We start from the raw sequence: 23,999 nt of genomic DNA, 5'->3' as shown, positions 1-23,999 counted from the left end.
GCGTATTTAAAAGGTGGCTAGTATACCGTGACTGATTAGGGTTACGGCCATCCTGAATTGGAGTGAAACAAATGAAAATTGCGGTTGTCACTGATAGCTCGGCCAATTTATCGGCACGTGCAGCGGCTGATTATAAAATTACCGTGGTCAAGGATCCGATTATGTTTGGTAATCACGTTTATCATGAAAATGTTGATATTACCGCCGATCAATTCTATCGGTTATTAAAAGTCGAAAAGGATATCCCGACTTTGTCACAAATCTCGATGCCGGAAATGCAACTGGTCTTTGATGAGTTGAAGGCAGCTGGGGTCGATCATGTGCTGGTCATTGGGCTCAGTAGCGGAATTAGTGGCTACGTTAATAATCTGAAAACTTATGCGCCATCGGTTGAAGGCTTGGATGTGCAAGTTTTTGACTCCCAAACAGCTTGTGCGGGGACGGCTAACATGGTGAAGTTAGCGGCAGCCATGGCCTTAGCGGGCTATGACTTAGACGCAATTCTGACACAACTACACCGGCTCCGTGACATGACCAAGACGGTCTTTATCGTCAATAGTATGCGGCATTTAGTCAAGAATGGTCGCATTTATAACAATAGTAGTTTAGCGGGGACCATGGTGTTGCGCAATAAGCCAATTATTACATTTAACGATCATGGCAAATTACAAGTGTTGGGCAAGGAACGAACTTTAAAGAATGCACAACAGGCGGTTCAAGATGAGTTTGACCGCTTTGTGATTACGCAACAACTACCGGTCCGCCTAGATGTGATTAGCGCGAACGATCCTCAAATCGCAGAAGATTGGGCTAGTGAGTTACGTTACCAATTTCCAGCTGTTCGGGTTAAAACGGGTGAAATTGGGCCGTTAATGGGAACACTGACTGGTGAGCATGCTTTGGGCTTGATCTGGTCATTAGATTGGAAGCCGTTATTAAATACGTTGAATCAGACCAATTAAGAATCTTAAGTCAGCAAGGTGCTTGAATCGCAATCTGACTAGCTGTTGATTAAGAATCAATGGTTTCTGCTAGATTGTTTGACAAAATCGTAAAATGATAATATGGTAATAACATTAAAACTTGATGAAAAGCCATAATGGTTTGAAGGAGTCGTTAAGTTGACATGCTTAGAAAGCACCGTTAGTTGGGAAGGTGTCATGGCAATTTAGTTAAAGCTCAGACCTTGGCGCGAACTTTTCGAGGTTTGCTGGGCGCACCCATTAACGTGCACACGTTTAGTTTTTTTGAACGTGCTGAGGATTAGCTTGTGAGGGCTAATCAAATTAAGGTGGGAACCCGTGTAAACGGCCTTTGGATATGATTATCCGAAGGCCGTTTTTTCGTCCAGTTTTAAACACATAAGTGTCAAAAAGATCAAAACACATAGTCGTTATACTTAGTTTTGTCATATTATAAAAGATTTACACATATCAATTAGTCGAAAGGAAGTTGTTAGTGATGAAATATGGAATGATTGGTGCGGGTGCAATGGGTTATCGTTACGGCGTCATGTTGCAAGAAAATGCTGGGGTCGATGTTGATTTTATCGAAAGTTGGTTGCCAAATGTGACCAAGGTTCGCGAACAGGGTGGGGTGCAAGTGGCTCGTGATCATGTTGATCAACGACTGGTTCCTATCAATATTTATACGCCAGAGGAATATAAAGGGCATCCTGATGTCTGGATCATCTTTAAGAAACAGATGCAGCTTGCGGATGAGCTCAAGCGCGATGCTCATTTATTTCATGACGACCAGTTTGTTTTTTCGGCGATGAATGGGATGGGGCATTTCGAAAAAATTGCACAATATTTTCCAGCCGAGCATATCATTGGCGGCACGGCGATGATTGCAACGGTTCTCAATGGTCCTGGGTCGGTCGATTTTATGGGGGCTGTTGGGAGTGAGACCATGCATATGAGCCAGTATGCTGGCGAGCGTGGCGCAGTGACTGATCAAGTCATGGCAGATTTTAAAGCTGCCGATTTGAATCCAATTTGGTCCGATAACTTTATGGGCATGTGTCTTTCAAAAGTCGTGTTTAATGCGGTGACCAACAGTCTATGCACGATGTTTGAAATTCAAATGGGGCAATTCATTACTTATCCTGGAGTCAAAGACATGGCGACGCAACTCTTTAATGAAGCCTATGATGCTTGCGAACGGGCGGGGATTAAGCTGATTGAAACTCGGCAAGAAGAAATTGATTCCGTGGAAACAATCAGTCACGCTTATAAATACCATTACCCTTCAATGTATCAAGATTTCTCCAAGGGACGCCCAACGGAAGTCGATTATATTAACGGCTATATTGCTAAAATTGGCCGGGAGCATGATTATGTTTGTCGCGTGCATGAATTTGTGACCCAAGAAGTCCATTTAGCCGAAATGATGCGTCAGTATAAACAGCCAACAGTTCCGGTTCAGGTCTAAATGCATATTTGAAGAATCTTTATGAAAAAGTTCTGAATTATTTCAGAACTTTTTTTATAGAATTAAATAGGTTACATTATAAGGTTGGAAACGTTCACAGTTGCAATTGGTCTATACTGAAAATCGCTGGAGTAACTTTCCTGAAACACTACGTTGTGATAGGATTTACAACGTATTGAAAAAGAGATCAGGGAGAAATTGGTATGAAGACATATTTTTAGAGAATGGGTCAATCACTCATGTTGCCAATCGCCACATTACCGGCGGCGGCAATTTTAGTGGGACTCGGTAACTATTTACCAAAAGCGTGGATTTTATCTCGCTTTATGATTAACGGTGGGGATGTTGTTTTAAACAACCTAGCGCTACTATTCGCCGTTGGCTTGGCGATTGGGATGTCTGCGAATAAGGATGGCGCGGCAGCTATTGCTGGGGTCGTAGCCTATCTGGTTCCAACGACGATGCTTAATCCAACCAATCCAATTGGGTTGGCTAATTTATTAAATGTTAAACCAACTTCATTAAATGAGGCGTTCAAGTACGTTGATCAAAATGTGTTGGTTGGGATTTGTGCTGGCTTGATTGCCGCCGCACTGTATAATCGTTTCCATGAAGTGAAGCTCCCAATGGCGCTCTCTTTCTTTAGTGGTAAGCGATTAGTGCCCATCATTGCGGCATTTGCGATGCTATTTTTTACCGCAGCCATGTATTTCGCTTGGCCAGTCGTTTACGGTGCTATGGTGACCTTTGCCACCAGTATTTCTAAACTGGGCTTTGTTGGCGCGGCATTGTATGGTTTCTTCAACCGATTATTGATTCCAACTGGCTTACACCATGCTTTGAACTCAGTTTTCTGGTTCAATGTTGCCGGGATTAACGATATTGGCAATTTCTGGGCCAGCAAGGGTGTTAAAGGTGTGACTGGAATGTATGAAGCCGGCTTTTTCCCAATCATGATGTTTGGTTTGCCAGCCGGGGCGTACGCGATTTACCGCAATGCCTTACCTGAAAATAAGAAAGAAACGGGTTCCTTAATGTTAGCTGGGGCGTTCGCCTCATTTTTCACCGGTGTGACTGAACCCTTGGAATTTTCGTTTATGTTTGTTGCTTGGCCATTATACGTGTTACATGCAGTTTTTATGGGCCTTTCGTTAGGCTTCGCGGCGTTAATGCATTGGACGGCAAGTTTTTCGTTTAGTGGTGGTTTGGTGGACTTCCTCTTGAGTTTCCGGATGCCACTGGCGAATAAACCCTATATGCTAATTGTTCAAGGTTTAGTGATGGCAGTTATTTATTACTTTGGCTTTGATTTTGCGATTAAAAAATTTGATTTAAAAACACCCGGTCGTGAACCCGTTGCTGCGGTTGCGACTGATGCGGGTGCCACTGCAATGGTCGCGGCTGACGCAACGGATGATAAATTCATGCGCCAAGCCAAACAGATCTATGCGGCCATTGGTGGGCATGATAATATCAGTGTGATTAGCAACTGTACGACGCGTTTGCGTTTGCAATTGAAAGATACTGGTAAAGTTGATCAACCAGCTGTTAAGGCAGCGGGGGTCCCAGGATTGAATATCTTGGATGTTCACAATATTCATATTGTCATCGGGACGGAAGTACAGTTCGTGGCAGAAGCGTTACAGGCCCTATTTGAAGGTAAGGTCGCAATGACGCCAGCAACAGCTACGAACTCGGTTGAAACGCCAACGGTCGGATCGGTCGCAACAACTGCCACTGAAACGACACAAGTGCCGTTAACAACGGTATTGCAAGCACCAGCCACTGGGTCCTTGATGCCAATTAGTGCGGTTGCGGATGAGACCTTCGCGCAGAAGCTGTTAGGAGATGGCTATGCGGTCGAACCAACGACTAACGAAATTGTGGCGCCGGTCAGTGGTGAAGTAACCAGTATCTTCCCAACCAAACATGCATTGGGATTAAAGACGGCCTCAGGGTTGGAAATCTTGCTACACATGGGGATTAATACCGTTGAAATGGGTGGCACACCATTCACACTACACGTCTCAAAGGGTGACCAAATTGCCGCTGGTACCGCGGTTGCGACTGTTGATCTAGATGCCATCAAGGCGGCAGGCAAGGCCACCACGATGATGGTTGTGATTACGAATATGGATCACGTTCAAAAATTAACGTTGAATCAAACTGAATCGGTTGTAGCTGGGGATATTGTTGGTGCCGCCGAATAATAATGAAACGCGTAAGCAGAAAAGTGCAACTGATTTTTACAACCTATGAAAACTAGTCGCTCACTGCCGCTTCCGGTTGTTGCCGATAACATGCGGACGAGAGACCGGATCAAGCCTTAGAAGTGTCTTGATCCTCGCTCGGAAGCTTTGCCAAAACTGCAAATCTACCGGATCGTCCGTGGGGTAAGGCCGGAAAAAAGCGCCGGTTAAACGCCACCTGCACGTCTGATGCTATCGGCATTAGCCTCTAGCTAAGTCAGTAGTTATTTACGTTTAGCGGAGTCGGTCAAAATCGGTGTGCGGTGTCGGCGAGATTAGTCGGCGTTCTTGGTTGACTAATCTCACGGGGCACTTCAAAGACGTGGTTTTTCGGCTTTGAAGTGAGGCACCAGACCGTACTTTGGCTGGCGCCGTCCCCCACAGCACACCGATTTTGACTGACGGAGCGCTAAATTTAGGTAAGTCTACTTTAGATGTAATGGTTACTGGTACTGTGACATTTGTGATGCCTTAAAGTTTTTCAACCTTTTGTTAAATAATAAAAATCGTTCAGCCAATTCGGCTGGACGATTTTTGAGTTCTAGTGATAATTACTGATTTCAATCAAGTTGTTGTCAGGGTCACGCACATATAAGGAAGTTAATTTGCCATGCGCACCAGTTCGTTCGACCGGACCTGCAACAATTTCAACAAAGTAACTCTTCAAATGGTGCTGGATACTTTCAATCGGATCTTTGGCGATGAAGCACAGATCGGCACTACCTGGTGTTGGTTTGGCAGCAACTGGTTCGTGCGGTTCGTCAACGACTTGAAAGTTAATCTTTTGCTTGCCGACTAATACGGCTTGGCGGTCGCCGTCGAAAGTAATGATTGGTAAGTCAAAAACTTCATGGTAGAAGCGTAAGGTACGTGGTAAATCAGTGACGGTCAGGACAATATGATCAATGTCACGAATATTCACAGGCTCAAATCCCTTCAAAATTATTTCAACGTCAAGTATACCACGTGCAGACCCAACCAGTCTCAGCCGAAAAACGGTCATCAACGGTTAGTGGAGCACTTTTGACGCAGCTTGACTTTTGACAACCACGGCGATTCATAGTAAGGTATTAACTACTAAGAAGGAGGACTATTTGTGATAACGATTCGACCAGCTGATCAGGATGACGCGGGCCAGATAGCACCGCTAATTAATATGATCTTTGATGAAATGCAACTTGAGGAACTAGACGACATTCCAGAACCTGACTTAGAGCAGGCCATTACTGCGGCTTATCAGACACCAGCTTATTTGTCTGAAAAAGCAACAACGGTAGTGGCCGAGGCCGATGGTCAAGTGGTCGGGGTGGCATTTGGTTACCCGGACAAGAATGAAGATGCCGTGGATGACGTGCTAGCGCGGGTCACCGCGGGCAACGATGCGTTTGGTTCAGCGTTTGAAGCTGAAGCAGAGAGTTATGAACATGAATGGTACTTGGACTCAATTGCGGTTGATCCTAATTATCAAGGACACGGGATTGGTGGTCGTTTATTAGCGGCATTGCCAAAGTACGCCCGTCAAGCCGGTCAAAAACGGATCGGTTTAAACGTTGATATGGCTAACCCTGGCGCCAAGAAGCTTTATGATCGTCATGATTATGAAACGGTCGGGATTAAGCCGATTGGGGATCACATGTATTTCCACATGCAATATGAGTTAGATAAGGATTTAGTCATGGCATAGCGCCGCTAAACCTTAGTTTGCAGGCCTCGTTAGTCAACGGGGCCTGTTTTGCAGAGTTAATTAATGAAAGCGTAGGATGAAAACAAAATGGCTTTACTAGAAGTAAAAGACCTGTCGCAAAGCTTCGCCGATCGTAAGTTATACGAAGACGCTAACTTTACACTAGAACGGGCCGATCATATGGGAATTGTCGGTCAAAATGGGGCCGGCAAAAGTACCCTAATTAAGATTTTAACGGGACAAATTTTACCTTTGGAAGGTGAGATCAAGTGGCAACGGAATTTGCGGACGGGTTATTTAGACCAATATGCAGATATTCCTGCCGGTATGACGTTGTATGCCTTCTTGAAAACGGCCTTCCAACGGTTGTACGACATGGATGCTAATATGCAGCAATATTACGCCGACTATGCAACGAGTATGGATGATGGTTTGCTGGAACGGGCCGGTCGGATTCAGGAAACTTTGGAAGCCAATAATTTTTATGATATTGAAACCGAAATGGAACGGGTCATTACTGGTCTAGGTTTAGATGAAATTGGCCGCGACCACGTAATTAGTGAGATGTCTGGTGGGCAACGTTCCAAGATTATCTTGGCTAAGTTGTTGCTTGAAAATCCAGATGTCATTATCTTGGATGAACCGACTAACTACTTGGATACGGCGCACATTTCATGGTTGGAAGACTATTTGAATGGGTTCCGCGGCGCTGTCATGGTCATTTCCCATGATTATGATTTCTTACAGAACGTCACGAATTGTATTTGCGATGTCGCCTTTGGCAAGATTATTAAGTATCGTGGTGATTTCAAATCAGCAATGCGTCAAAAGGAAGCCCGGAAGCAAGCGCAATTGAAAGCCTTTGAAAAACAACAAGTTGTGATCGACAAGGCTGAAAAGTTCATTCGCAAAAACAAGGCTGGTTCGAAGTCGACAATGGCTAAGTCACGGGAAAAGATGCTATCGCATTTGGATCGGGTCGATCCACCGAGTGAAAATGCGCATGCGAGCTTTGCTTTTCCTTATTTGGATACGGGCTCGCAAAACGCTTTGGCTGTCGTTAAGTTGTCTGTTGGGTATGGCAAGCCATTATTGGCACCCGTCACATTCTCGATGACGAATGGCGAAAAGCTGGCCTTTAAAGGGTTCAATGGGGTTGGTAAGTCAACCTTGATCAAATCAATCTTGGGGGTCATTCCAGCATTAGGTGGTAAGTCAAACTTTTCACCATCGGCTAAAATCAATTATTTCAATCAAGATTTAGATTGGGATCATCCGGATTGGACACCATTACAGACCATTCAAAATGATTATCCAACAATGTTGCCGAAGACGATTCGGACGAAATTAGCCAAGTGTGGGATCAACGCTGCCAATGCCATGAAACCAATGCACTTATTGAGTGGTGGGGAACAGACCAAGGTCAAGTTGGCGTTATTGGAACTCATTCCAAGCAACTTCTTGATTATGGATGAACCGACCAATCATTTGGATGATGAAACTAAAGAAGGCTTAAAACAGGCTCTTCAGAGCTTCCCAGGAAACTTGATCTTGGTTAGTCATGAAAGCAGTTTTGTGGATGGCTGGGTCGATAAAGAATTAAACGTTGAAAAATTAAGTCTTAAAGAACGTCAAGGCTAAAATGATGAGCGTCATCCAGTGATGGGTGTCGTTTTTTCGTGCTATTATTTAACTTATGATTGAAAATGAAAGCAGGAATGGCATATGAACAAAGGACGGGTAGAAGCGTTTACGGATGCAGTGATTGCAATCGTGATGACGATTATGGTGTTGGAATTTAAAACACCGGAGCAACCGACATTTTCTGCGTTGGCGGAAAATAGCAGTTATTTAGCTGCGTACTTGATTAGTTTCTTATTTATCGGAGTCGCGTGGTATAACCATCATTATATGTTTACTTTGACGAAGCGCGTCACGAAGAAAATCTATTGGCTGAATAACTTGTGGTTACTTTCAATGTCGTTGTTACCCGTGGCAACGGCTTGGGCTGGGAGGTTTATTACCAAACCACAACCGGAATTATTTTACTTTTTAATTTTTGTCCTGTGGGCCGTTGCTTATGTGGTGTTATCGCATGCCATTATCGCTGCCAATCAAAGTAAGCATCCGGAAGTGAGTGCGAAAATTGGTCGGATGCTAGTTTATCGGTTACATACAAGTTGGTGGTTCTGGTTAGTTACCCTTGCAATGGCTGCATTGGTACTCTTGGTTTGGCCGCCACTGTCACTGGTCTTTACGGTGATTGAATTAATTATCATGGCCGTCTTTACGACCACTGATAGTGATCAAGTTGCCTGAGTTTACCAAAAAGTTACTAAAGATTTACTTTACCTCGATTGTGTCGCCAGTCAAATTCCGTGAAAATGAAATCAGCTTGAAAATTCAGCGCTAATTTTCAAAAAAGGGGTTAGACAGAATGGGACATTCGTTATTTTACAGTGTCATGTTAGGACTTTTTCTAATTGGAATGCTGTTTCAATGGCAATACCGCGGTTATTTGCAATTATTAGTGATGGTACACAGTATTGAGATCCTTTTTATGGGGGTCATTGGCTGGTATACTTTTGGCGCACTCGTTTTGTTGCCATTAGTCGGATTATGGTTAACCGGGACGCTGGCAATCTATGTGATGAATCAGTATCCAGACTAAAAAAGTTTGAGTGTCTCTCATGTGGGAGAACTCAAATTTTTTTTAATCGACAATATGACTAATATCATGATCCGCTGGCAATTCGAAGCCACGATTGGGAACACTGGTTGAAAAGACAATCTGGGTGCTGGTTTTACCAAAAGTCTGTAATTGATTGACAAAATCATCCAGTTCCTGTGTTGATTCAAAGATGACCTTCAGAATTTGGGAATATTCACCCGTCACGCAATCACACTCCAAGATATTCGGAACGCCTTCGACGAACGGGTAAAACCGTTCTTTTTGCGTTGGTTCAAGCTGTAATTGAATGTAGGCCTTAATCCGATAATTTAGTTTTTGATAATTTAAGTTCGCTTGATAGTCACGAATGATACCGCTACTTTTGAGTCGAGTAATTCGCGCTGAAATGGCGGGTGAAGAAATGAAACATTGATCTGCCAAAGCCTTGAGCGAAATCCGAGCGTCCGCTTGTAAGGCGTTCAGAATTTTTAAGTCGGTTTTATCCATTGCCAAAACGCCTCCTAAGATATTAGTCATATCATAGCATACTTTCACAGCATTTTTTAATGTTAGCCTTAACTTTACAAAGAAAGGATAGCGACTTTACGGTTGAATATCATTGGGGGTAAAATACGATTATGAAATAATTGTTAAAAGGGAGGCGGTCACATGCAAATTGCGCATGTTTGTGCAGCAGTGACGACAGTTTGGCGGCAGCCACGCTTACGGTCAATTGATGCCCATGCCCTTGATTTAGAGGGCCTTAGTACTTGGACTGGTCAGATGACGGATGCTGATACGCTCGGGCTAGAACAAGGGAATTTAGCGGTGACGCAAGCGGTATTCAATGATCCGGTGCTCATTGAGCGGCAGGTTGGTGGCTGGGTGTATGGTTATGTCATGACCCAAAAAGACCCGCAACGGCCGCAAGGTTATCCGGGGTGGCTATGGGCAGGACACTTGTCCACCGCCGAATTACCGGTCCAAACTGGTGCGACGGTGGTGATTCGACGACCGTTTACACCATTGTTACGTCCAGATGGTAGTACGTTGCTACAGTTAAGTTTAGGGACTGAACTAGCTGTTATTTCTAGTAAAGAAGCCATGTATGATCTTGTTCAAACGCCATTGGGGCCGGCTAAGGTCGCTAAGCGTGCGACCCAATTTGATTTTCCGACCGCGGATTTAACCCGTGGCGAAATTTTGGTGAAATTAGGCGCCGCGTTCTTAGATTTGCGTTATCTATGGGGTGGTGTCAGTGCGTATGGTTTTGATTGCTCCGGTTTTGTCTACAGCTTGCATCGTTGTCTGGGGGTAACGCTTGCCCGTGATGTGAGTGGCCAAGTATTTAATGGGTCCCAAGTTGCGTTAACTGATGCGCAACCGGGTGATTTATGTTTCTTTGCGCATCAACAGGGCCAGGGCGCTTTACATCATGTCGCGTTGTACGCAGGTGATGGTTGGCTGTTGCATTCACCGACGCCTGGGAAGCACGTGACGTATTTACAGCTTTCAGCAACATATTTAAAAGATGAATTAGTCCAGATTAGAAGAAATTGGGCCTAATTAAGGAGATTGAGGAAACATCAAAGTGCGCAAGTTAAGTTTAATAAAATGGCTATGTCTAGGATTATTAGTGATCGTTGGGTTAAGTGGTTGTGGTAAATCAGCACCAGCAACTAAGTCGGCGACAAGTGCCAGTACGAAAACAGTTCAGTCACCATACGTGACGAGTCAGCGGCCAACGTTTTATGTTCATGGGTTCCAAGGTAGTGCTAAATCGACCAATACGCTGATTGCTCACGCTGAAAAAACGGCGCATGCACATAAGGTCATCGTGGCGACCGTTGGGACTGATGGGACGATTAGCCTGAACGGCAGTTGGAAAAATGGCACCCGGAATCCAATTATTCAGGTGGTTTTTAAAAATAATTTAGCCCAGTATGATCAACAGAGTGCTTGGCTGGCTGCCGTGATTAGTGCAGTTAAAGCCCAACATACTTTCAAGTCGTATAACATCGTGGCCCATTCCGCTGGTTGTGTGGCGAGTGTCAATATGTTGATGACCAAGCAGACTAGTGGCTTCCCAAAAGTGAATAAGTTAGTGACGATTGCCGGGCCGTTTGATGGGGTTGTTGGTGAGGACGATGTCGCCAATCAAAATAGCTTTTTAGCTTCTGGGAAACCTGCGGAATTACACGCGGCTTACCAATTACTGGTTGCCAAACGGACCAACTTCCCTAAGGGCGTTCACTTACTCAATATTGTTGGTAATTTAGACGATGGTTCCAATGAGGATGGTTTCGTGACGAATGTTTCGGCGCGGTCAATCAAGTATCTATTACGTGGTCGTCAGGTGGCTTACACTGAGAAAGATTTCCATGGTAAAAAGGCACAACATAGCCAATTACATGAAAATCCTAAAGTGGCTTTAGCGGTCGATAATTATTTGTGGCATCGTTAAGCGAACAAATAAAGCGCTGACTTTTTGAGGGTCAGCGCTTTTATTATAGGAAGAAAATAAAATAAGCTAAGCGAATCAAGTGATATAGGGCGAACAAAGCGACAAGATAAACAGCTGAGATGCCGCCATAAACTAAAGTTTTATAATTGCGCATGACTAGTACCCCCTTAATTAACCATCTCAAGTTTATAGCGATTAGCTCAAAATGACAACGCTAACAACTCTGATTTGATTGAAAAGTTTAAGAAAAATCAAACTCAAGGTCAAACCATTAGCTAAAGATGGGGGAGTATGTTAGAGTTAATACTTGGTTCGGGATATGTGGATCAACCGAACCATGGCTTAAATAAGCATCTCAGATTTTGAAGAAAGTAATTTTTAGTATAAAGTACTCTGCCCCAGTATCAATACACAGAATTATTTACCAAATTTCCTGAGCATTAGGGAAGGACGTAATTAAATGCGCGTAACAATTAATAAAGGTCAACAGGTTTATTCCGATATTCCGTTAATGACCGCTCGACAACGCTACATCAAGGCGGATGTCTGGGAAATCAAAAAAGCGATTATCGAAAAGTCAGCAATCAATGGCTGGACCGTACAAGCTTTACAAATGAATTAAAAAATAACGGTAGGCCACGACGCAACTTGTCGTGGCCTTTTTGTAGGAGATGGTTTCAATATGAGTGGCAATCAAGTCGTTAATCGCCCCTTGATCAGTATTACGAATGTGATCTGGAGTTTTGATGCAACCACGCAACAATTGCTGGTACTATTATTACAGCGTTCAGAGGCGCCATTTCAAGGCACCTGGGGTTTGCCGACCACTTATTTACGGGCAGATGAAAGTGCAGATGCTGCGTCACTGCGGTTAGTCCGTGAAAAGTTAGGCTTACGTTTGCCAATTGGGCATACCGAACAGTTGGCGACGTTTACGAATCCTCATCGTGGGCCGGGTGATCGTGAACTGGCGCTGACCTATATGGTCTATTTACCAACGATGCCCAAACTAGTTCCAGGCTATGGGGCCCGGGCAGTTGACTGGTTCGCAATTTGTCCAGATTCTAAAGGTTATAATTTACAAGGACATCACTTAACGTTTACAGGACTACCAGAGACGGTTCCGGCAGCAACTTATTATCAGGATCAAGCCCCATTTGTGACGAAGAATGGTCTAACGGCAGATCATACGTTGATTTTACGAACCGCCTTAATTCGCGTGCGTAACCGTTTGGATTATGCGCCCACGATTTTGTTAGTGCTTGGTCCGCAATTTACGCTGAAACAGGCGCGTGAACTGTATGCGATTATTTTGCGTAAACCGTTGAGTGCCATTGATAATTCAAATTTTCGCAAGACACATGTCCATCTCTTTAACGAAATTGGTCTAGCTCATCAACAGGCTTCTGGTCGACCGGCGAAAGTGTATACTTTGAAGACCCGCAGTTGACAGTCAAAAAATCACATGGTAATCTGATGGCACCTTAAAGGTATAAAATACCTAAATCAAACAGTGCTGTTATTTAGGACAATCATGGGGGATTGGCATAATGGAAGTAAAGGGTAATAAGCTCTTATTATTAATTGGGACGGCGTGGCTTTTTGACGCCTTGGATGTGGCGTTACTGTCATTTATCATGCCAGTGATTAAGCAAAGTTGGCACTTGTCCGCTAGTGAAATGGGTGCGGTCAGTGCGGTGACCTCGTTAGGGATGATGATTGGGGCCTTAGGCTGTGGCTACTTAGCTGATAAGATCGGTCGTAAGCCAATCTTGATTATGACGTTACTATTATTCTCATTCGGGAATTTGCTTTTGACGATGGCACCAAACGTGGGTTGGTTCTTAGCGGTCCGTTTTATTACTGGGATTGGTCTTGGGGGCGAATTACCAGTAGCCGCAACGATTATTGCCGACCATTTTACCGGAACGAAACGGGCTCGGATGTTAGTCTTAGTTGATAGTTTTTGGGCATTTGGGTGGATTCTGGCGTCAATCTTGTCATTTGTGGTTATGCCGAAATTTGGCTGGCGAGTGACGGTGCTCATCACTGCTTTGATGGGGCTTTATGCGCTACTAATGCGACGGCATTTACCTGAAAAGACACTCACTGAGGAAACTAATAAACTTGGTTTTGGGCCAGCACTGAAAGAAGTCTGGTCAGCGCAGTACCGCCGTGCGACGTTCTGTTTGAGCACGTTATGGTTCATAATCATGTTCGCTTATTACGGCATGTTCTTGTGGCTACCAAGTGTACTAGTGATGCGCGGTTTTTCCGTGGTGCATAGTTTTGGTTACACGGTGCTCATGAGCTTGGCACAATTACCTGGCTACTACTTAGCGGCTTGGTTAATCGGCAAATTACCACGCAAGGCCGTTTTGACTGTTTATTTGTTGGGCACGATGCTGAGTGCCTGGGCATTTGGAACCGCCACGACGGAGACAATGATTCTCATTAGTGGTGCTTGGTTATCGTTCTTTACATTAGGTGCGTGGGGAATTATGATTGCTTTTACACCTGGACAATTTGATGTGTCTGTACGTGGGATGGGGATGGGCTTTGCCCAATCCATTGGTCGAATTGGCGCAACCATCGGGCCATACCTTGTAGGGTCATTAATTGCAGTTGGTTTCAAGATTCCAGCAATTTTTATGGTCTTTGTCGGTGCGCTAATTATTGGCGTTATCGTCCTATTGGTCGGTCTGCACGATGAAGATCGTTAACACTGTTTCAAATGTAGACTTGGATATTAATTATCCAAGTTTTTTTTATGACAAAATAGTTTCGTAATATAATTTTCAAATGGATTGATGTTCGGCAGTTGTTCGACAACGACTGATGAGTCGTGAATGTATGGCAATAAATTCATTTATCATTCGATAAAATCCCCGTTCGATGGGCCTTTTTAGAGGTGCATTGGGTTGCGAGTCCTATAAATAACACCTATGATTAAGCCGATAATATGAGCGGGGTGAAGAAAATGGTAAATGCGGAATTACGTGTGAAGGCTGAGCAGAGTGCGCGTTTGCGGTCACAGTTAATGTTGGCGAGCGCAAATGTTGAAATTCGGCGAGATCCGGTGTTGCAACGGTTAGTGCGGCGAGCGGGACATCGTCTCCAGCTGACAGGGGATAGTGCGGCAGTGGCGCGTCAAATCGGCGTAGATCTGGGCTACTATTTATTTTGCCATGAGTACCAGATGCCCCGCGCAGCTTACGACTTATTAGCCGTCACTCAATTAGTGATGACATCACCAGCGCAACCCGGACAACTGATGTCTTTGAGACGTGATCGTTCTTAGGGCTAGGCGTGAGTGGCACCTGGAAAACAGGACTATGATTTTACTGACAATTGCATTAAAATGAAATTAGTAAATTGTTGAAAGAGGTGCCCTATGGGAAAAAATGTCCAATTGAGAAAGATTGTTTTTGCGGGACTGTTTGCTGCAATTATTTTTATTGGGATTAGTATTTTACGAATTCCGTTACCCGCAATTGTAGGTCGACCGTTTATTCACTTTGGTAACATACTAACAGTTATCGCCGTCATGCAATTGGGATTTGGCTATGGTGCCGCTGCTGGTGCAATTGGGCTTGGATTATTTGATATTCTGAATGGCTATGCTGCCACATCGTGGTTAACCGTTTTAGAGGCACTTATCTTAGCCGCCACGGTTAGTTTGTTTTTCCGCCTCATGGGTTATGATGAACAACACTTGTCGAAGTTGTACGTGGTTTCATTAGCTGCCGGTGTGATTAAAATTATCACGTCGTGGGGCAACGGTGTGATTGTTGCGTTAATGGCTGGGACGTCCCTGAAGGTTGCGATGATTGGGGCTTTTTCAAGTCTATTAGCAGCAACTATCAATTCGGTAGCCTGTTTTGTATTAGTCCCATTAATCTATAAATTGCTGGCTCAACTTGGTTTTAGTCGAAAACGGTTTAGCTGAGTGAGCAAACAAAGAAGCAGCACTTCCCGTTTTGGGGAGGTGCTGCTTCTTTGGCTATTCTGATTTTTAAGCTTAGGATGTTTCCAAAATGTTTCCTTTAGTGTTCCAAATGCTTCTTATCAGTTCTTAAAACAAAAAAAAGGAATGCCGTCATACCGGCATTCCTGCGCACCTGTTCTGGTAGGTGACTAACTGTTATGGAGATGGCGAGAGTCGAACTCGCGTCCAAGCATATTGCCTTTCGAATATCTACGATCATATGCATACTATTTGAAATTCGCCATTACAAACGCCGTATGTCAGGGCACCCAGTAACAGCTAACCCGATTAGTCTCTTCTCGTTGCTTCAGGTGTGAGCATTGAGCGTAAGTCCACTAAATTTAGGACCCAGATCTAAGACATGGACGATCTTAGGAGGATCTACGGTTAGCGCTGTTTAGGCAGCTAAAGCGTAAGAATTGTTATTATTTTTTGCAGTTATAAATAAACTGAGTGGTTTTACGTGGCACAACCACGAATCGCAATCCGAACTCAAACTATACCTGTCGAATCCAGAACATCCCCAAATTCGATACATATTTAGTTTAGCATAGTGCCAGTGCACTGCCAACTAATATGTTTGTATCGTTTTCAGTCAGTTTGACGGTGCAGGTAGGCCATCATCTTGCGAACATTTATCGATAGTGCCATGACGGCAAGGATAATCAGGACGCCACCAAATAAATCAAAGCCGGTCAGTTGAACGTTCAAGAAAGTCACAGAAAAAACTGTTGCGGCCAGTGGTTCAAAGGCATCCAACAAACTCGCTGTGGTCGGCAAGATATCATTTAAACTCCGTGCAAACATGAAGAATGGTGCCACTGTCCCTAAGAGAATAATGACTGCAATCAGCAACCATTCAGTTGGCGTTAGGCTTAGCTTGATGGTCCAAGCTGGTTTCAAAAACATTAGAAAAATCCCGGCAATTAATAATCCCCAACCAGTAACGGTCAAAGCGCCATATTTCGGCAATAACGGTCGTGGAATCAACGTGTTGGTGGCAACGCCAACTGCCGACAGGCCACCCCAGAAGAGCACGACCGGTGAAATGGCTAGGCTATTCAGATGGCCGTGAGTCACAATTAGCAGTGTGCCAACGAAGGCCATCAACATGCCGATTGCTTCGGCGCGGTGCGGCTTGGTATGCTTAAATAAGAAATAATAGGCACTAATAATAAACGGTCCTAGAAATTGAATAATGGTTGCGATGGGCGCATTTCCGAACTTAACTGCCTCAAAGTAGCAGAGCTGTACCGGAATCAGACCTAACAAACCGTAGCAGATGACCTGAAACGTATCATGCCGTTGATGCCAAATGGCGAGTGGCTTAGTCCCAGCTAACTGCCCCCAAGCCAACATGATGATGCCGGCACTAATCATTCGAATTTGTGTGAGCCAAAGTGGCGTGATGTGAGCATTATTGATGAAAAGGGTACTAGCTGCTACTCCGGAAATCCCCCAGAGGATGCAAGCGATACTCGCGAGTAAGACCCCGCGTAAATGATGTTGGCGCGTCATTGGACAGGTGCCTCCCCGTCACGTGTAACTTTTAAAATCATTGATGACACCCCTTATTCTGAAAATTAACCAGCGTTTTTCATTATAACAAAGCTTAGTCAACATAAGCGGTGACGTCAGTGATTCTTCACGCAATTATCATGAAGTTATTAGTTTAGGGTAGACTATAGCTCTAACAAGTCAGTCGATGCGTAACGCTAAAAACTGGTTTGCGAAATAGAGCGCCTGGGCGGCAGAGACGCGGCAACCGCGAATGTCGATTGGTTGTACTCGGAGTGCGTCAAATTCACAGCGACGCAGATCACTATTATTCAGCGGTGTGTTGGTAAAATCGGCATTATTCAGATTGCAATCGGTGAGATGGACTGTTTTGAGACTCGTTTCCATACAGTTGATTTCAGTCAGCTGACTGTCCTTGGCGGTCACATTGACCAGTTTCATTTCATTTAGATTGGCAAAGTTGAGGTTACAGTTGTCAAAACTGACGGCTTTAAAAAGACTGTGATCAAAAGTTGTGCCGACTAATTTACAATTGATAAATTGGACGCGGTACCAGCTCGATTTTTCGAATTGACAATTGGAGAGGTCACAATCTTTGAAAATAACATCTGTGACTTCAATCCGAAAAAAGTTATCTGCTGAAAAAGTCGTTTTTTTAAATTGGCTTTGTTCAATAATGAAGTGCTCGGCGTTTTGAGTTGCAATAAGTTGATCAGTTACTGAGGCATTCGTGAGTAGTTGATCTTCATTGGTGTAGATTTCACGAAAATCGGTAGTACTTAAACCAGCAAAGTTAATTCTAGGTGTTTGCATCGAGAGTCGCTCCTTTTTATTCCTATATTAATATAGCAGGAAGTGACTACTTTTTTAAGAGGCGATTGAGACGCTTGACCTCGTGATAGTTTGCCAGGTAGTAATTAAGCCAGATACCAGCATACATGAGAATGAAAATGCCGGTAAAACTCAGGAGCCATTGCACATTAAGTGGGAACCAGCCGCATAAGATGGCTAGTGGGGTGAATCCCAGGTAGGTGAGGCAGAAGTTGACGACGGTTTGACGAGTAATACTCCAGCTTGACCGTTTAAATGTTAGGCTAGCCAGACCGAAGACGATTCCAATCATGGCCCAAAGCCCGGTGGAAGTTAAGGTTGCCATTAATGGTGATGAAAAACTAGTGACATAGGCCGACGCGGAGGGGACAAAATCGTGTGTCTGATAAATCTCGGAAAAGCTTAGCGCAACTAGATAACCAATCGTGATGCCGATTGTGGCACTGCGCATAATGAGTTTTAGTAATTTAGTCATTTTAAAACGTCCTTTCTTAACTTCTGAGTGTAACGGCGTGACGCAAAGGTCGTCGTGCCGTCACGAAGGTTGACTTGATACATGCCAGCCTTGGTTAGACTGAAATTTTTGATAAAAGCAATTCGGATAATTTCTGACTGTGAGACCCGTAAAAATAGATTGGTAGGAAGCAGGTCGGCGAGCTGATAAATGGGTTGTGATAGTTGGTAGCGCTCAGAATCATCAACCAGCTCACAATAAACGTGTTTGCCTTCGTGGTAACAACGATTGATTGTATAGATCGGAATGGCGCGCCGTCGCTTATTGCTGTGCCCGATGACGGTCAGTGGCTCGGCGGCTTGTTGAATAGCTTGAGCAAGCGCATTGGTCTGCGCATCTTGGTGGGCGGTGTGGATCGTGACAAATGTTGACAAGAGTTTGACGGATAGATCATACGTGATTTTCATTATCTCGCACTCCTTCTAACTGGTTATAGCATCAGTATAAATGGTGGGTGGATCAGTTGACTAGCGATGACAGCCAATTGGTCACTTTAGCGGACTAAGTGGTTATCGCCACATTTCTTTCACAATTGAACCACGATTTGTTACAAATTTCTTGATATACTAACACTGATAATTAACCTCAAGTGGGGTATGATTAAACTTGGGTTGAGTGTTTGGTGACTCACCGGATGCCAACTGAATTTATCGTGTCATTAAACCGATAAACTTGGAGGACGATGTAAATGAAATTATTAATGATTGAAGATAACAAATCCGTCTCAGAAATGATGGCGATGTTTTTTAAGAAAGAACAATGGGATGCCCATTTCGCGTATGACGGGAATGAAGCGGTTGACATGTTCAATGAGGATGTTGATAGCTGGGACATGATTACGTTGGACCTTAATTTGCCAGGAAAAGACGGCATGGCGGTTAGTGCAGATATTCGCAAGGCTTCACCAACTGTACCAATTATTATGCTGACGGCGCGTGACTCCGAAAGTGACCAAGTTTTGGGATTGGAAATGGGCGCGGATGATTACGTCACCAAGCCATTTTCCCCAATTACATTGATTGCACGGATTAAAGCCTTACATCGGCGCGCCGATTTAAGCAAGGCAGCACCGGCCGAACAGGCGGATGATGCCATCAGTGACTTTGATGTGCAAACGGATCACTTTAAGTTAAATACGAAGACGCGTGAAGCTTACTTGGCTGGCAAGCAGATTGAAGACTTGACGCCGAAGGAATTTGATTTGCTGAAGACGTTAGCTCAAAAACCGCGCCAAGTCTTCTCACGTGAACAATTACTCCAATTAGTTTGGGATTATGAATATTATGGTGACGAACGAACGGTTGATGCGCACATTAAAAAATTACGTCAGAAAATTGAAAAAGCCGGTCCTCAAATTATTCAAACGGTCTGGGGGGTAGGCTACAAGTTCGATGACAGTGGCCTTGACGCTAAATGAAACTGATTTACCAACAAATGCTGGCGTTTTTCGCAGTTATTATCACGGTAATTGTCGTTTTGGGATTTGCGTTTATCCGAACGACTAAAACCATGATTTACCAAAACTCTTGGCAACAACTTCAACAGTATGCGACGAGTATCGAAAAAGAAGCGATTCGGTATAACACGCAAACCAAGAAAGTCGTGGGGTTTAACCAACAGTTTCTAAATGATGGGACTGCAATTTTACGTGATCAAAACATTCATTTTTCGGTATACGATGCCAACAAACGGGTCGTTTACCCCACCTCAATTGGCTTGGATAGTATGCCGAACGGGTCTTTTTATGCGCCCAGCATCTCACCAGAGGACTGGCAGAAGCTGAAACAGAATAAGACTATTACGAAGTCACCACATGTTTCGTTCAAGTCACGTAATCATGATCGGCCGGTCAATACGCCGGCACTACGGACCATTGACGTCCTGGTACCGTTGTTCTATAAAAATGGTACGGCTAAAAAGTTTGTCGGCGCAATCTCGATTGGGTCATTTGAACAGACGTTGCAAGCTAATGAGCAACAGATTGAAAATAACTTGTTTATTGCGTTGCTAGTTTCCGGGATTGCCGCATTACTGCTCAGCTACATCCTTGCGCGTTACTCGGTTCGGCGAATTAATCGCCTACGTTATGCGACGCATTCGGTTGCAAGTGGTGACTTTGATATCCACGTGGATAGTAATCATAAAGATGAAATTGACGATTTGGCGGATGACTTTAATGGCATGGTCAGTTCACTACGAGCTTCTAATGAAGAGATTAAACGCCAAGAGAAACGTCGTCGAGAGTTTATGGCGGATGCGGCTCATGAAATGCGGACACCGCTAACGACCATTAACGGAATCTTGGAAGGACTCGCCTATGATGCGATTCCCGAAGAGGATAAGGCACATTCAATCGAATTGATGCAAAATGAGACTAAACGCTTGATTCGTTTGGTTAACGAAAACTTGGATTATGAAAAAATTCGCACCGGTCAGATTGCATTGAACAAGACCAATTTTGATGGAAGCGAAGTTTTGCATAACTTAGTTGAACAACTCACAAAGAAAGCAGCTGCTTCTGAGGATCAATTTGAGCTCAGCACACCAGAAACATTACCGGTCTGGGCGGACTACGATCGCTTTGTCCAAGTGTTATTTAACATTATGCAAAATGCCATCCAGTTCTCCCAGCAGGGAACTATCGAAGTGACGGCTAGTCGTGGCCCCCATACCACGGTTGTTGTCGTACAAGATCATGGTATTGGCATGACGCCGGATCAGGTCAAGAATATTTGGGAACGGTACTACAAGGCTGACCCATCGCGGAAAAACACCAAGTATGGTGAATCTGGCTTAGGGTTAGCGATTTCACATCAATTGGTCCAGCAACATGGTGGGACGATTGAAGTTGAAAGTGAACCGGATCAAGGAACACGCTTCACCGTGACATTCCCAGATGAGGGCTTTGATAAACCAATTATTGAAGATTAAATAGTGGTTTGATAGCGAGTGGTTTGAGTGCAGTTTACTTGAGCCACTTTTTGCTTGTCTCATTAATAGCGTGAGACGTGAACTACTGGTCGCGCTCAAGCCGTGAGTATGTTACTCTTAACATGGCTGTGAACAGCGATTTACCGCTATTTTAGATAAATAAGTAGAAACTGGTCCGTCCGCAAAAGGTCGCGGCTAGTTTCGCCAGAATTGAACGAATAGGAGCAACAAACTATGCAAAAAGTACAAATTACCGGGAATTCTCAACGGAAAGTTAAGGATGGTTATCCCTTATTAGTTGAAGATGACCTTAAAGATCCAAGCATGAAATTGACGGATGGCTCATTTGTAACCTTAATGGCTAGCACGCAATTCATGGGCTATGCCTTAATTGCGAAGCATCGTCGCCAACTCGGCTGGGTCTTGAGTGTGGACGAAACCCAAACGCCAACGGTGGATTATTTCCGCAAATTATTTAAAACGGCTTTGGTACGGCGGCAAACAACGATGCCAGCTGGCGTCCCACAACGGGTGTTTAATGCGGCTGGTGATGGCTTGGGTGGTGTCACGATTGATCGATATGATGACTATTATGTCTTCACTTGGTACGCAGAAGGCGTTTATCAACAACGCGAAATGATTTATGCCGCTTTTGAAACGGCCACTGATCATCAATTTAAAGGACTGTATGCGAAGTTACGTTTCAACGTTGGTGAAGCCAACTTGAAGAGTCAGCTCGTGACTGGGACTGCTGCCCCCGAACCATTATTGGTTACTGAAGGTGAAGTGACTTACCCCGTTCATTTGGCAGATGATTTGACGACCGGTCTCTTGCTTGATATGCGTCCCATTCGTGATTGGGTTGCAAGTGCCGAATTACAAGGTAAAACGGTTTTGAATTTATTTAGCCAGGAAAATGGAATCACTGCGGCTGCCGCTGTCGCTGGGGCTGCCAAGACGATTTCAATTGAAACGACTAAAAAAGGTGCCACTGCTACTGCTGAACAATTGGCAATGAATAACATTGACCCCGACAAGCATGAAATTCGGACGATTGAAGTGCCAAATTACTTGGATTACACGGCTAAGCATCATTTAAGTTATGATGTGGTTGTTGTGACCGCACCAACCTTTGCCCGGGTGAAGAAGCAAAAGTTCCAAGTGGCAATGGATTTGACTGATTTATTAGCACAAGCTTTACCAACGGTCCGTCGTGATGGTCAATTGGTCGTGGCAACGACTGCAAATAATTTCTCCATGAAGCGTTTCAGTGAAGCTGTTGACGATGCCTTCATTGGTAGTGATCGGACTTATACGGTTACTGAAACGTTGCGCTTGCCAGAAGATTTTGTGACGCGCAAGGCATATCTTGCAAGTAACTATTTAAAGGTTTTGGTCTTAACATTAGATAAATAGGCCAAAATAACTGCGTAAATAAAAAAAATTTAAACCGTATTTTGGAGGCCGTTTTCAGTACTTGAAAACGGTCTCTATTGATAAAGAAAACGAATTCATGAAAATATAAAAATAATTATATTCTAGCCTGTAACGCTATTTAACGCTGGTAAAACGGTTACTTTCCTGATAAAATTATTTCTTGTCGTTAGGCACGAGAGAAAAAATAGAAATGAGGATTATGATTAATGGGAATTCTAATTGCACTGATTCCTGCGATTGCGTGGGGTAGTATCGGCTTAATTAGTGGTCATATGGGTGGTTCTGCGCGGCAACAGACCCTTGGTATGACAATGGGTGCTTTGGTTTTTGGACTCATTCTTTGGATTGTGAAACAACCATCCTTAACTACGGCGGTCTGGGTGACTGGGATCATCTCCGGGTTATTCTGGAGTGTTGGTCAGGGACAACAATTCACGTCAATGAAGGCGATTGGGATTTCACGGACAACCCCAATGTCAACTGGGATGCAGTTAGTGGCCAATGCCTTAGCCGGAGTATTGCTATTTAATGAATGGCACGGAAACATGTACTGGATTGGCTCAATCTCAGTCATTGTTTTGATTACTGGGGCCGTTCTGACGTCATTGACTGACCGTTCAGATCCGAACCGGCGCGCTTCTGAAAGCTGGGGCGTTGGGATTCGGGCACTAATCATCTCGACGATTGGTTTCGCGGGTTACACCATTGTTGTGCATTATGGTAATGTGAATGCACAGGCGGTCGTAATGCCACAAGCCGTCGGGATGTTGATTGGGGCGTTAATCTGGTCCTTTAAAGATAAGCCTTGGAAAGACCAAGCAACGTATCGTAACATCGTTACCGGCCTTGTATGGGGCGTTGGTAACTTGTTCATGTTTATGGCGATGGCCCAGATCGGTCAAGCAATCGCATATTCACTATCACAGATGGGAATTGTGATTTCAACTTTCGGGAGTATTTATCTGTTAGGCGAGCATAAGACGAAACGTGAAATGGTTTACGTCGTCATCGGGTCGATTTTAGTCATCATAGGTGGGATTGCGCTGTCTTTGATGAAGGCTTAGGCAATGTATTATTTGAAAATTAGTTAATTTATTTTTTTATGGGTCAAAACGTAATCAGACGCGATAACTTTTCGTTATCAGCGCCTTTTTTTTGCTATAAATTTGCTTATTTTTTACATAATTCGCGAAAATTTACGAAAAAGCGAGGTAAGCGCTGTTCATTAGGTTCGCTCGTATTGTATAATATGAGTTGTTAAATATGTATAGGAAGAGGT

Annotated in this window: 24 protein-coding genes and 1 other RNA gene; 18 read left to right on the top strand and 7 right to left on the bottom strand. The window is 44.1% G+C overall.

Annotation, left to right across the window (positions count from 1 at the left end; translation table 11 throughout):
* Positions 1 to 71: 71 nt before the first annotated feature.
* From FFM64_RS03265 to nagE, 3 genes are all read left to right on the top strand, one after another.
* Entirely contained in the window at positions 72 to 962 is an 891-nt protein-coding gene (locus FFM64_RS03265; RefSeq protein ID WP_137606571.1) for a DegV family protein, read from the top strand.
* A gap of 499 nt (positions 963 to 1,461) precedes the next feature.
* Positions 1,462 to 2,433: a ketopantoate reductase family protein gene (locus tag FFM64_RS03260; RefSeq protein WP_137606570.1), complete on the top strand. Its 972-nt coding sequence runs from the start codon at positions 1,462 to 1,464 to the stop codon at positions 2,431 to 2,433.
* A gap of 224 nt (positions 2,434 to 2,657) precedes the next feature.
* Positions 2,658 to 4,643 carry an N-acetylglucosamine-specific PTS transporter subunit IIBC gene (gene nagE / locus FFM64_RS03255; RefSeq protein WP_223876880.1) on the top strand — a complete coding sequence of 662 codons (1,986 nt, stop codon included), beginning with the start codon at positions 2,658 to 2,660 and terminating at the stop codon, positions 4,641 to 4,643.
* Between the two features lie 580 nt (positions 4,644 to 5,223).
* Here the strand turns inward: nagE and FFM64_RS03250 are convergent.
* On the bottom strand, positions 5,224 to 5,604 hold the full coding sequence (locus tag FFM64_RS03250; RefSeq protein ID WP_223876879.1) for a VOC family protein: 381 nt from the start codon (positions 5,602 to 5,604) through the stop codon (positions 5,224 to 5,226).
* Positions 5,605 to 5,778: 174 nt separating this feature from the next.
* Between FFM64_RS03250 and FFM64_RS03245 the strand changes: the two genes are divergently transcribed.
* The 4 genes from FFM64_RS03245 (at position 5,779) to FFM64_RS03230 (ending at position 9,037) form a co-directional block, all read left to right on the top strand.
* The gene (locus tag FFM64_RS03245; protein ID WP_137606568.1) at positions 5,779 to 6,366 is read left to right on the top strand and encodes a GNAT family N-acetyltransferase; all 588 of its coding nucleotides are present in this window, start codon (positions 5,779 to 5,781) and stop codon (positions 6,364 to 6,366) included.
* 87 nt (positions 6,367 to 6,453) lie between these two features.
* Positions 6,454 to 8,007, top strand: coding sequence for an ABC-F family ATP-binding cassette domain-containing protein (locus FFM64_RS03240; RefSeq protein WP_137606567.1), 1,554 nt, complete (start codon positions 6,454 to 6,456; stop codon positions 8,005 to 8,007).
* A gap of 84 nt (positions 8,008 to 8,091) precedes the next feature.
* Complete coding sequence (locus FFM64_RS03235) at positions 8,092 to 8,685, top strand: TMEM175 family protein (RefSeq protein WP_137606566.1); 594 nt, start codon at positions 8,092 to 8,094, stop codon at positions 8,683 to 8,685.
* A 118-nt stretch (positions 8,686 to 8,803) separates the two neighbouring features.
* Positions 8,804 to 9,037, top strand: coding sequence for a hypothetical protein (locus FFM64_RS03230; protein WP_137606565.1), 234 nt, complete (start codon positions 8,804 to 8,806; stop codon positions 9,035 to 9,037).
* A gap of 42 nt (positions 9,038 to 9,079) precedes the next feature.
* Here the strand turns inward: FFM64_RS03230 and FFM64_RS03225 are convergent, their stop codons facing one another.
* Entirely contained in the window at positions 9,080 to 9,544 is a 465-nt protein-coding gene (locus tag FFM64_RS03225; protein ID WP_137606564.1) for an Lrp/AsnC family transcriptional regulator, read from the bottom strand.
* Between the two features lie 162 nt (positions 9,545 to 9,706).
* Between FFM64_RS03225 and FFM64_RS03220 the strand changes: the two genes are divergently transcribed.
* The 7 genes from FFM64_RS03220 (at position 9,707) to FFM64_RS03190 (ending at position 15,450) form a co-directional block, all read left to right on the top strand.
* The gene (locus FFM64_RS03220; protein WP_137606563.1) at positions 9,707 to 10,603 is read left to right on the top strand and encodes a C40 family peptidase; all 897 of its coding nucleotides are present in this window, start codon (positions 9,707 to 9,709) and stop codon (positions 10,601 to 10,603) included.
* 25 nt (positions 10,604 to 10,628) lie between these two features.
* Complete coding sequence (locus tag FFM64_RS03215) at positions 10,629 to 11,501, top strand: alpha/beta hydrolase (protein ID WP_137606562.1); 873 nt, start codon at positions 10,629 to 10,631, stop codon at positions 11,499 to 11,501.
* Between the two features lie 460 nt (positions 11,502 to 11,961).
* Positions 11,962 to 12,123: a hypothetical protein gene (locus FFM64_RS03210; protein WP_137606561.1), complete on the top strand. Its 162-nt coding sequence runs from the start codon at positions 11,962 to 11,964 to the stop codon at positions 12,121 to 12,123.
* A gap of 60 nt (positions 12,124 to 12,183) precedes the next feature.
* A complete protein-coding gene (locus FFM64_RS03205) occupies positions 12,184 to 12,951 on the top strand; it encodes an NrtR DNA-binding winged helix domain-containing protein (protein ID WP_137606560.1) in 768 nt (255 codons plus the stop codon).
* A 97-nt stretch (positions 12,952 to 13,048) separates the two neighbouring features.
* A complete protein-coding gene (locus FFM64_RS03200) occupies positions 13,049 to 14,224 on the top strand; it encodes an MFS transporter (protein ID WP_137606559.1) in 1,176 nt (391 codons plus the stop codon).
* A 257-nt stretch (positions 14,225 to 14,481) separates the two neighbouring features.
* Positions 14,482 to 14,802: a hypothetical protein gene (locus FFM64_RS03195; protein ID WP_137606558.1), complete on the top strand. Its 321-nt coding sequence runs from the start codon at positions 14,482 to 14,484 to the stop codon at positions 14,800 to 14,802.
* A 93-nt stretch (positions 14,803 to 14,895) separates the two neighbouring features.
* Entirely contained in the window at positions 14,896 to 15,450 is a 555-nt protein-coding gene (locus tag FFM64_RS03190; protein WP_137606557.1) for an ECF transporter S component, read from the top strand.
* Between the two features lie 195 nt (positions 15,451 to 15,645).
* Here FFM64_RS03190 and ssrA read toward each other — a convergent pair.
* From ssrA to FFM64_RS03165, 5 genes are all read right to left on the bottom strand, one after another.
* Positions 15,646 to 16,014: a transfer-messenger RNA gene (gene ssrA / locus FFM64_RS03185) on the bottom strand.
* 66 nt (positions 16,015 to 16,080) lie between these two features.
* Positions 16,081 to 17,007: a DMT family transporter gene (locus tag FFM64_RS03180; RefSeq protein WP_137606556.1), complete on the bottom strand. Its 927-nt coding sequence runs from the start codon at positions 17,005 to 17,007 to the stop codon at positions 16,081 to 16,083.
* Positions 17,008 to 17,187: 180 nt separating this feature from the next.
* Positions 17,188 to 17,820, bottom strand: a complete 633-nt coding sequence (locus FFM64_RS03175) for a pentapeptide repeat-containing protein (RefSeq protein ID WP_137606555.1) — start codon at positions 17,818 to 17,820, stop codon at positions 17,188 to 17,190.
* 46 nt (positions 17,821 to 17,866) lie between these two features.
* Positions 17,867 to 18,313, bottom strand: a complete 447-nt coding sequence (locus FFM64_RS03170; protein ID WP_137606554.1) for a DUF3021 domain-containing protein — start codon at positions 18,311 to 18,313, stop codon at positions 17,867 to 17,869.
* Positions 18,310 to 18,759, bottom strand: coding sequence for a LytTR family DNA-binding domain-containing protein (locus FFM64_RS03165; protein ID WP_137606553.1), 450 nt, complete (start codon positions 18,757 to 18,759; stop codon positions 18,310 to 18,312). Before FFM64_RS03165 ends, FFM64_RS03170 begins: the two co-directional genes overlap by 4 nt.
* A gap of 281 nt (positions 18,760 to 19,040) precedes the next feature.
* Between FFM64_RS03165 and FFM64_RS03160 the strand changes: the two genes are divergently transcribed.
* From FFM64_RS03160 to FFM64_RS03145, 4 genes are all read left to right on the top strand, one after another.
* Positions 19,041 to 19,769: a response regulator transcription factor gene (locus FFM64_RS03160; RefSeq protein WP_137606552.1), complete on the top strand. Its 729-nt coding sequence runs from the start codon at positions 19,041 to 19,043 to the stop codon at positions 19,767 to 19,769.
* Positions 19,766 to 21,283, top strand: a complete 1,518-nt coding sequence (locus FFM64_RS03155; RefSeq protein WP_137606551.1) for a sensor histidine kinase — start codon at positions 19,766 to 19,768, stop codon at positions 21,281 to 21,283. Before FFM64_RS03160 ends, FFM64_RS03155 begins: the two co-directional genes overlap by 4 nt.
* A 234-nt stretch (positions 21,284 to 21,517) precedes the next feature.
* The gene (locus tag FFM64_RS03150; RefSeq protein ID WP_137606550.1) at positions 21,518 to 22,699 is read left to right on the top strand and encodes a class I SAM-dependent methyltransferase; all 1,182 of its coding nucleotides are present in this window, start codon (positions 21,518 to 21,520) and stop codon (positions 22,697 to 22,699) included.
* A gap of 227 nt (positions 22,700 to 22,926) precedes the next feature.
* Complete coding sequence (locus FFM64_RS03145) at positions 22,927 to 23,784, top strand: GRP family sugar transporter (protein ID WP_137606549.1); 858 nt, start codon at positions 22,927 to 22,929, stop codon at positions 23,782 to 23,784.
* The last annotated feature ends 215 nt before the right edge of the window (positions 23,785 to 23,999 follow it).

Origin of the sequence: Lactiplantibacillus daoliensis, assembly GCF_005405005.1 — a bacterium.
Lineage (GTDB): Bacteria > Bacillota > Bacilli > Lactobacillales > Lactobacillaceae > Lactiplantibacillus > Lactiplantibacillus daoliensis.
Note: the sequence above shows the minus strand (reverse complement) of the source record. Positions and strands in the feature narration are given on the sequence as shown.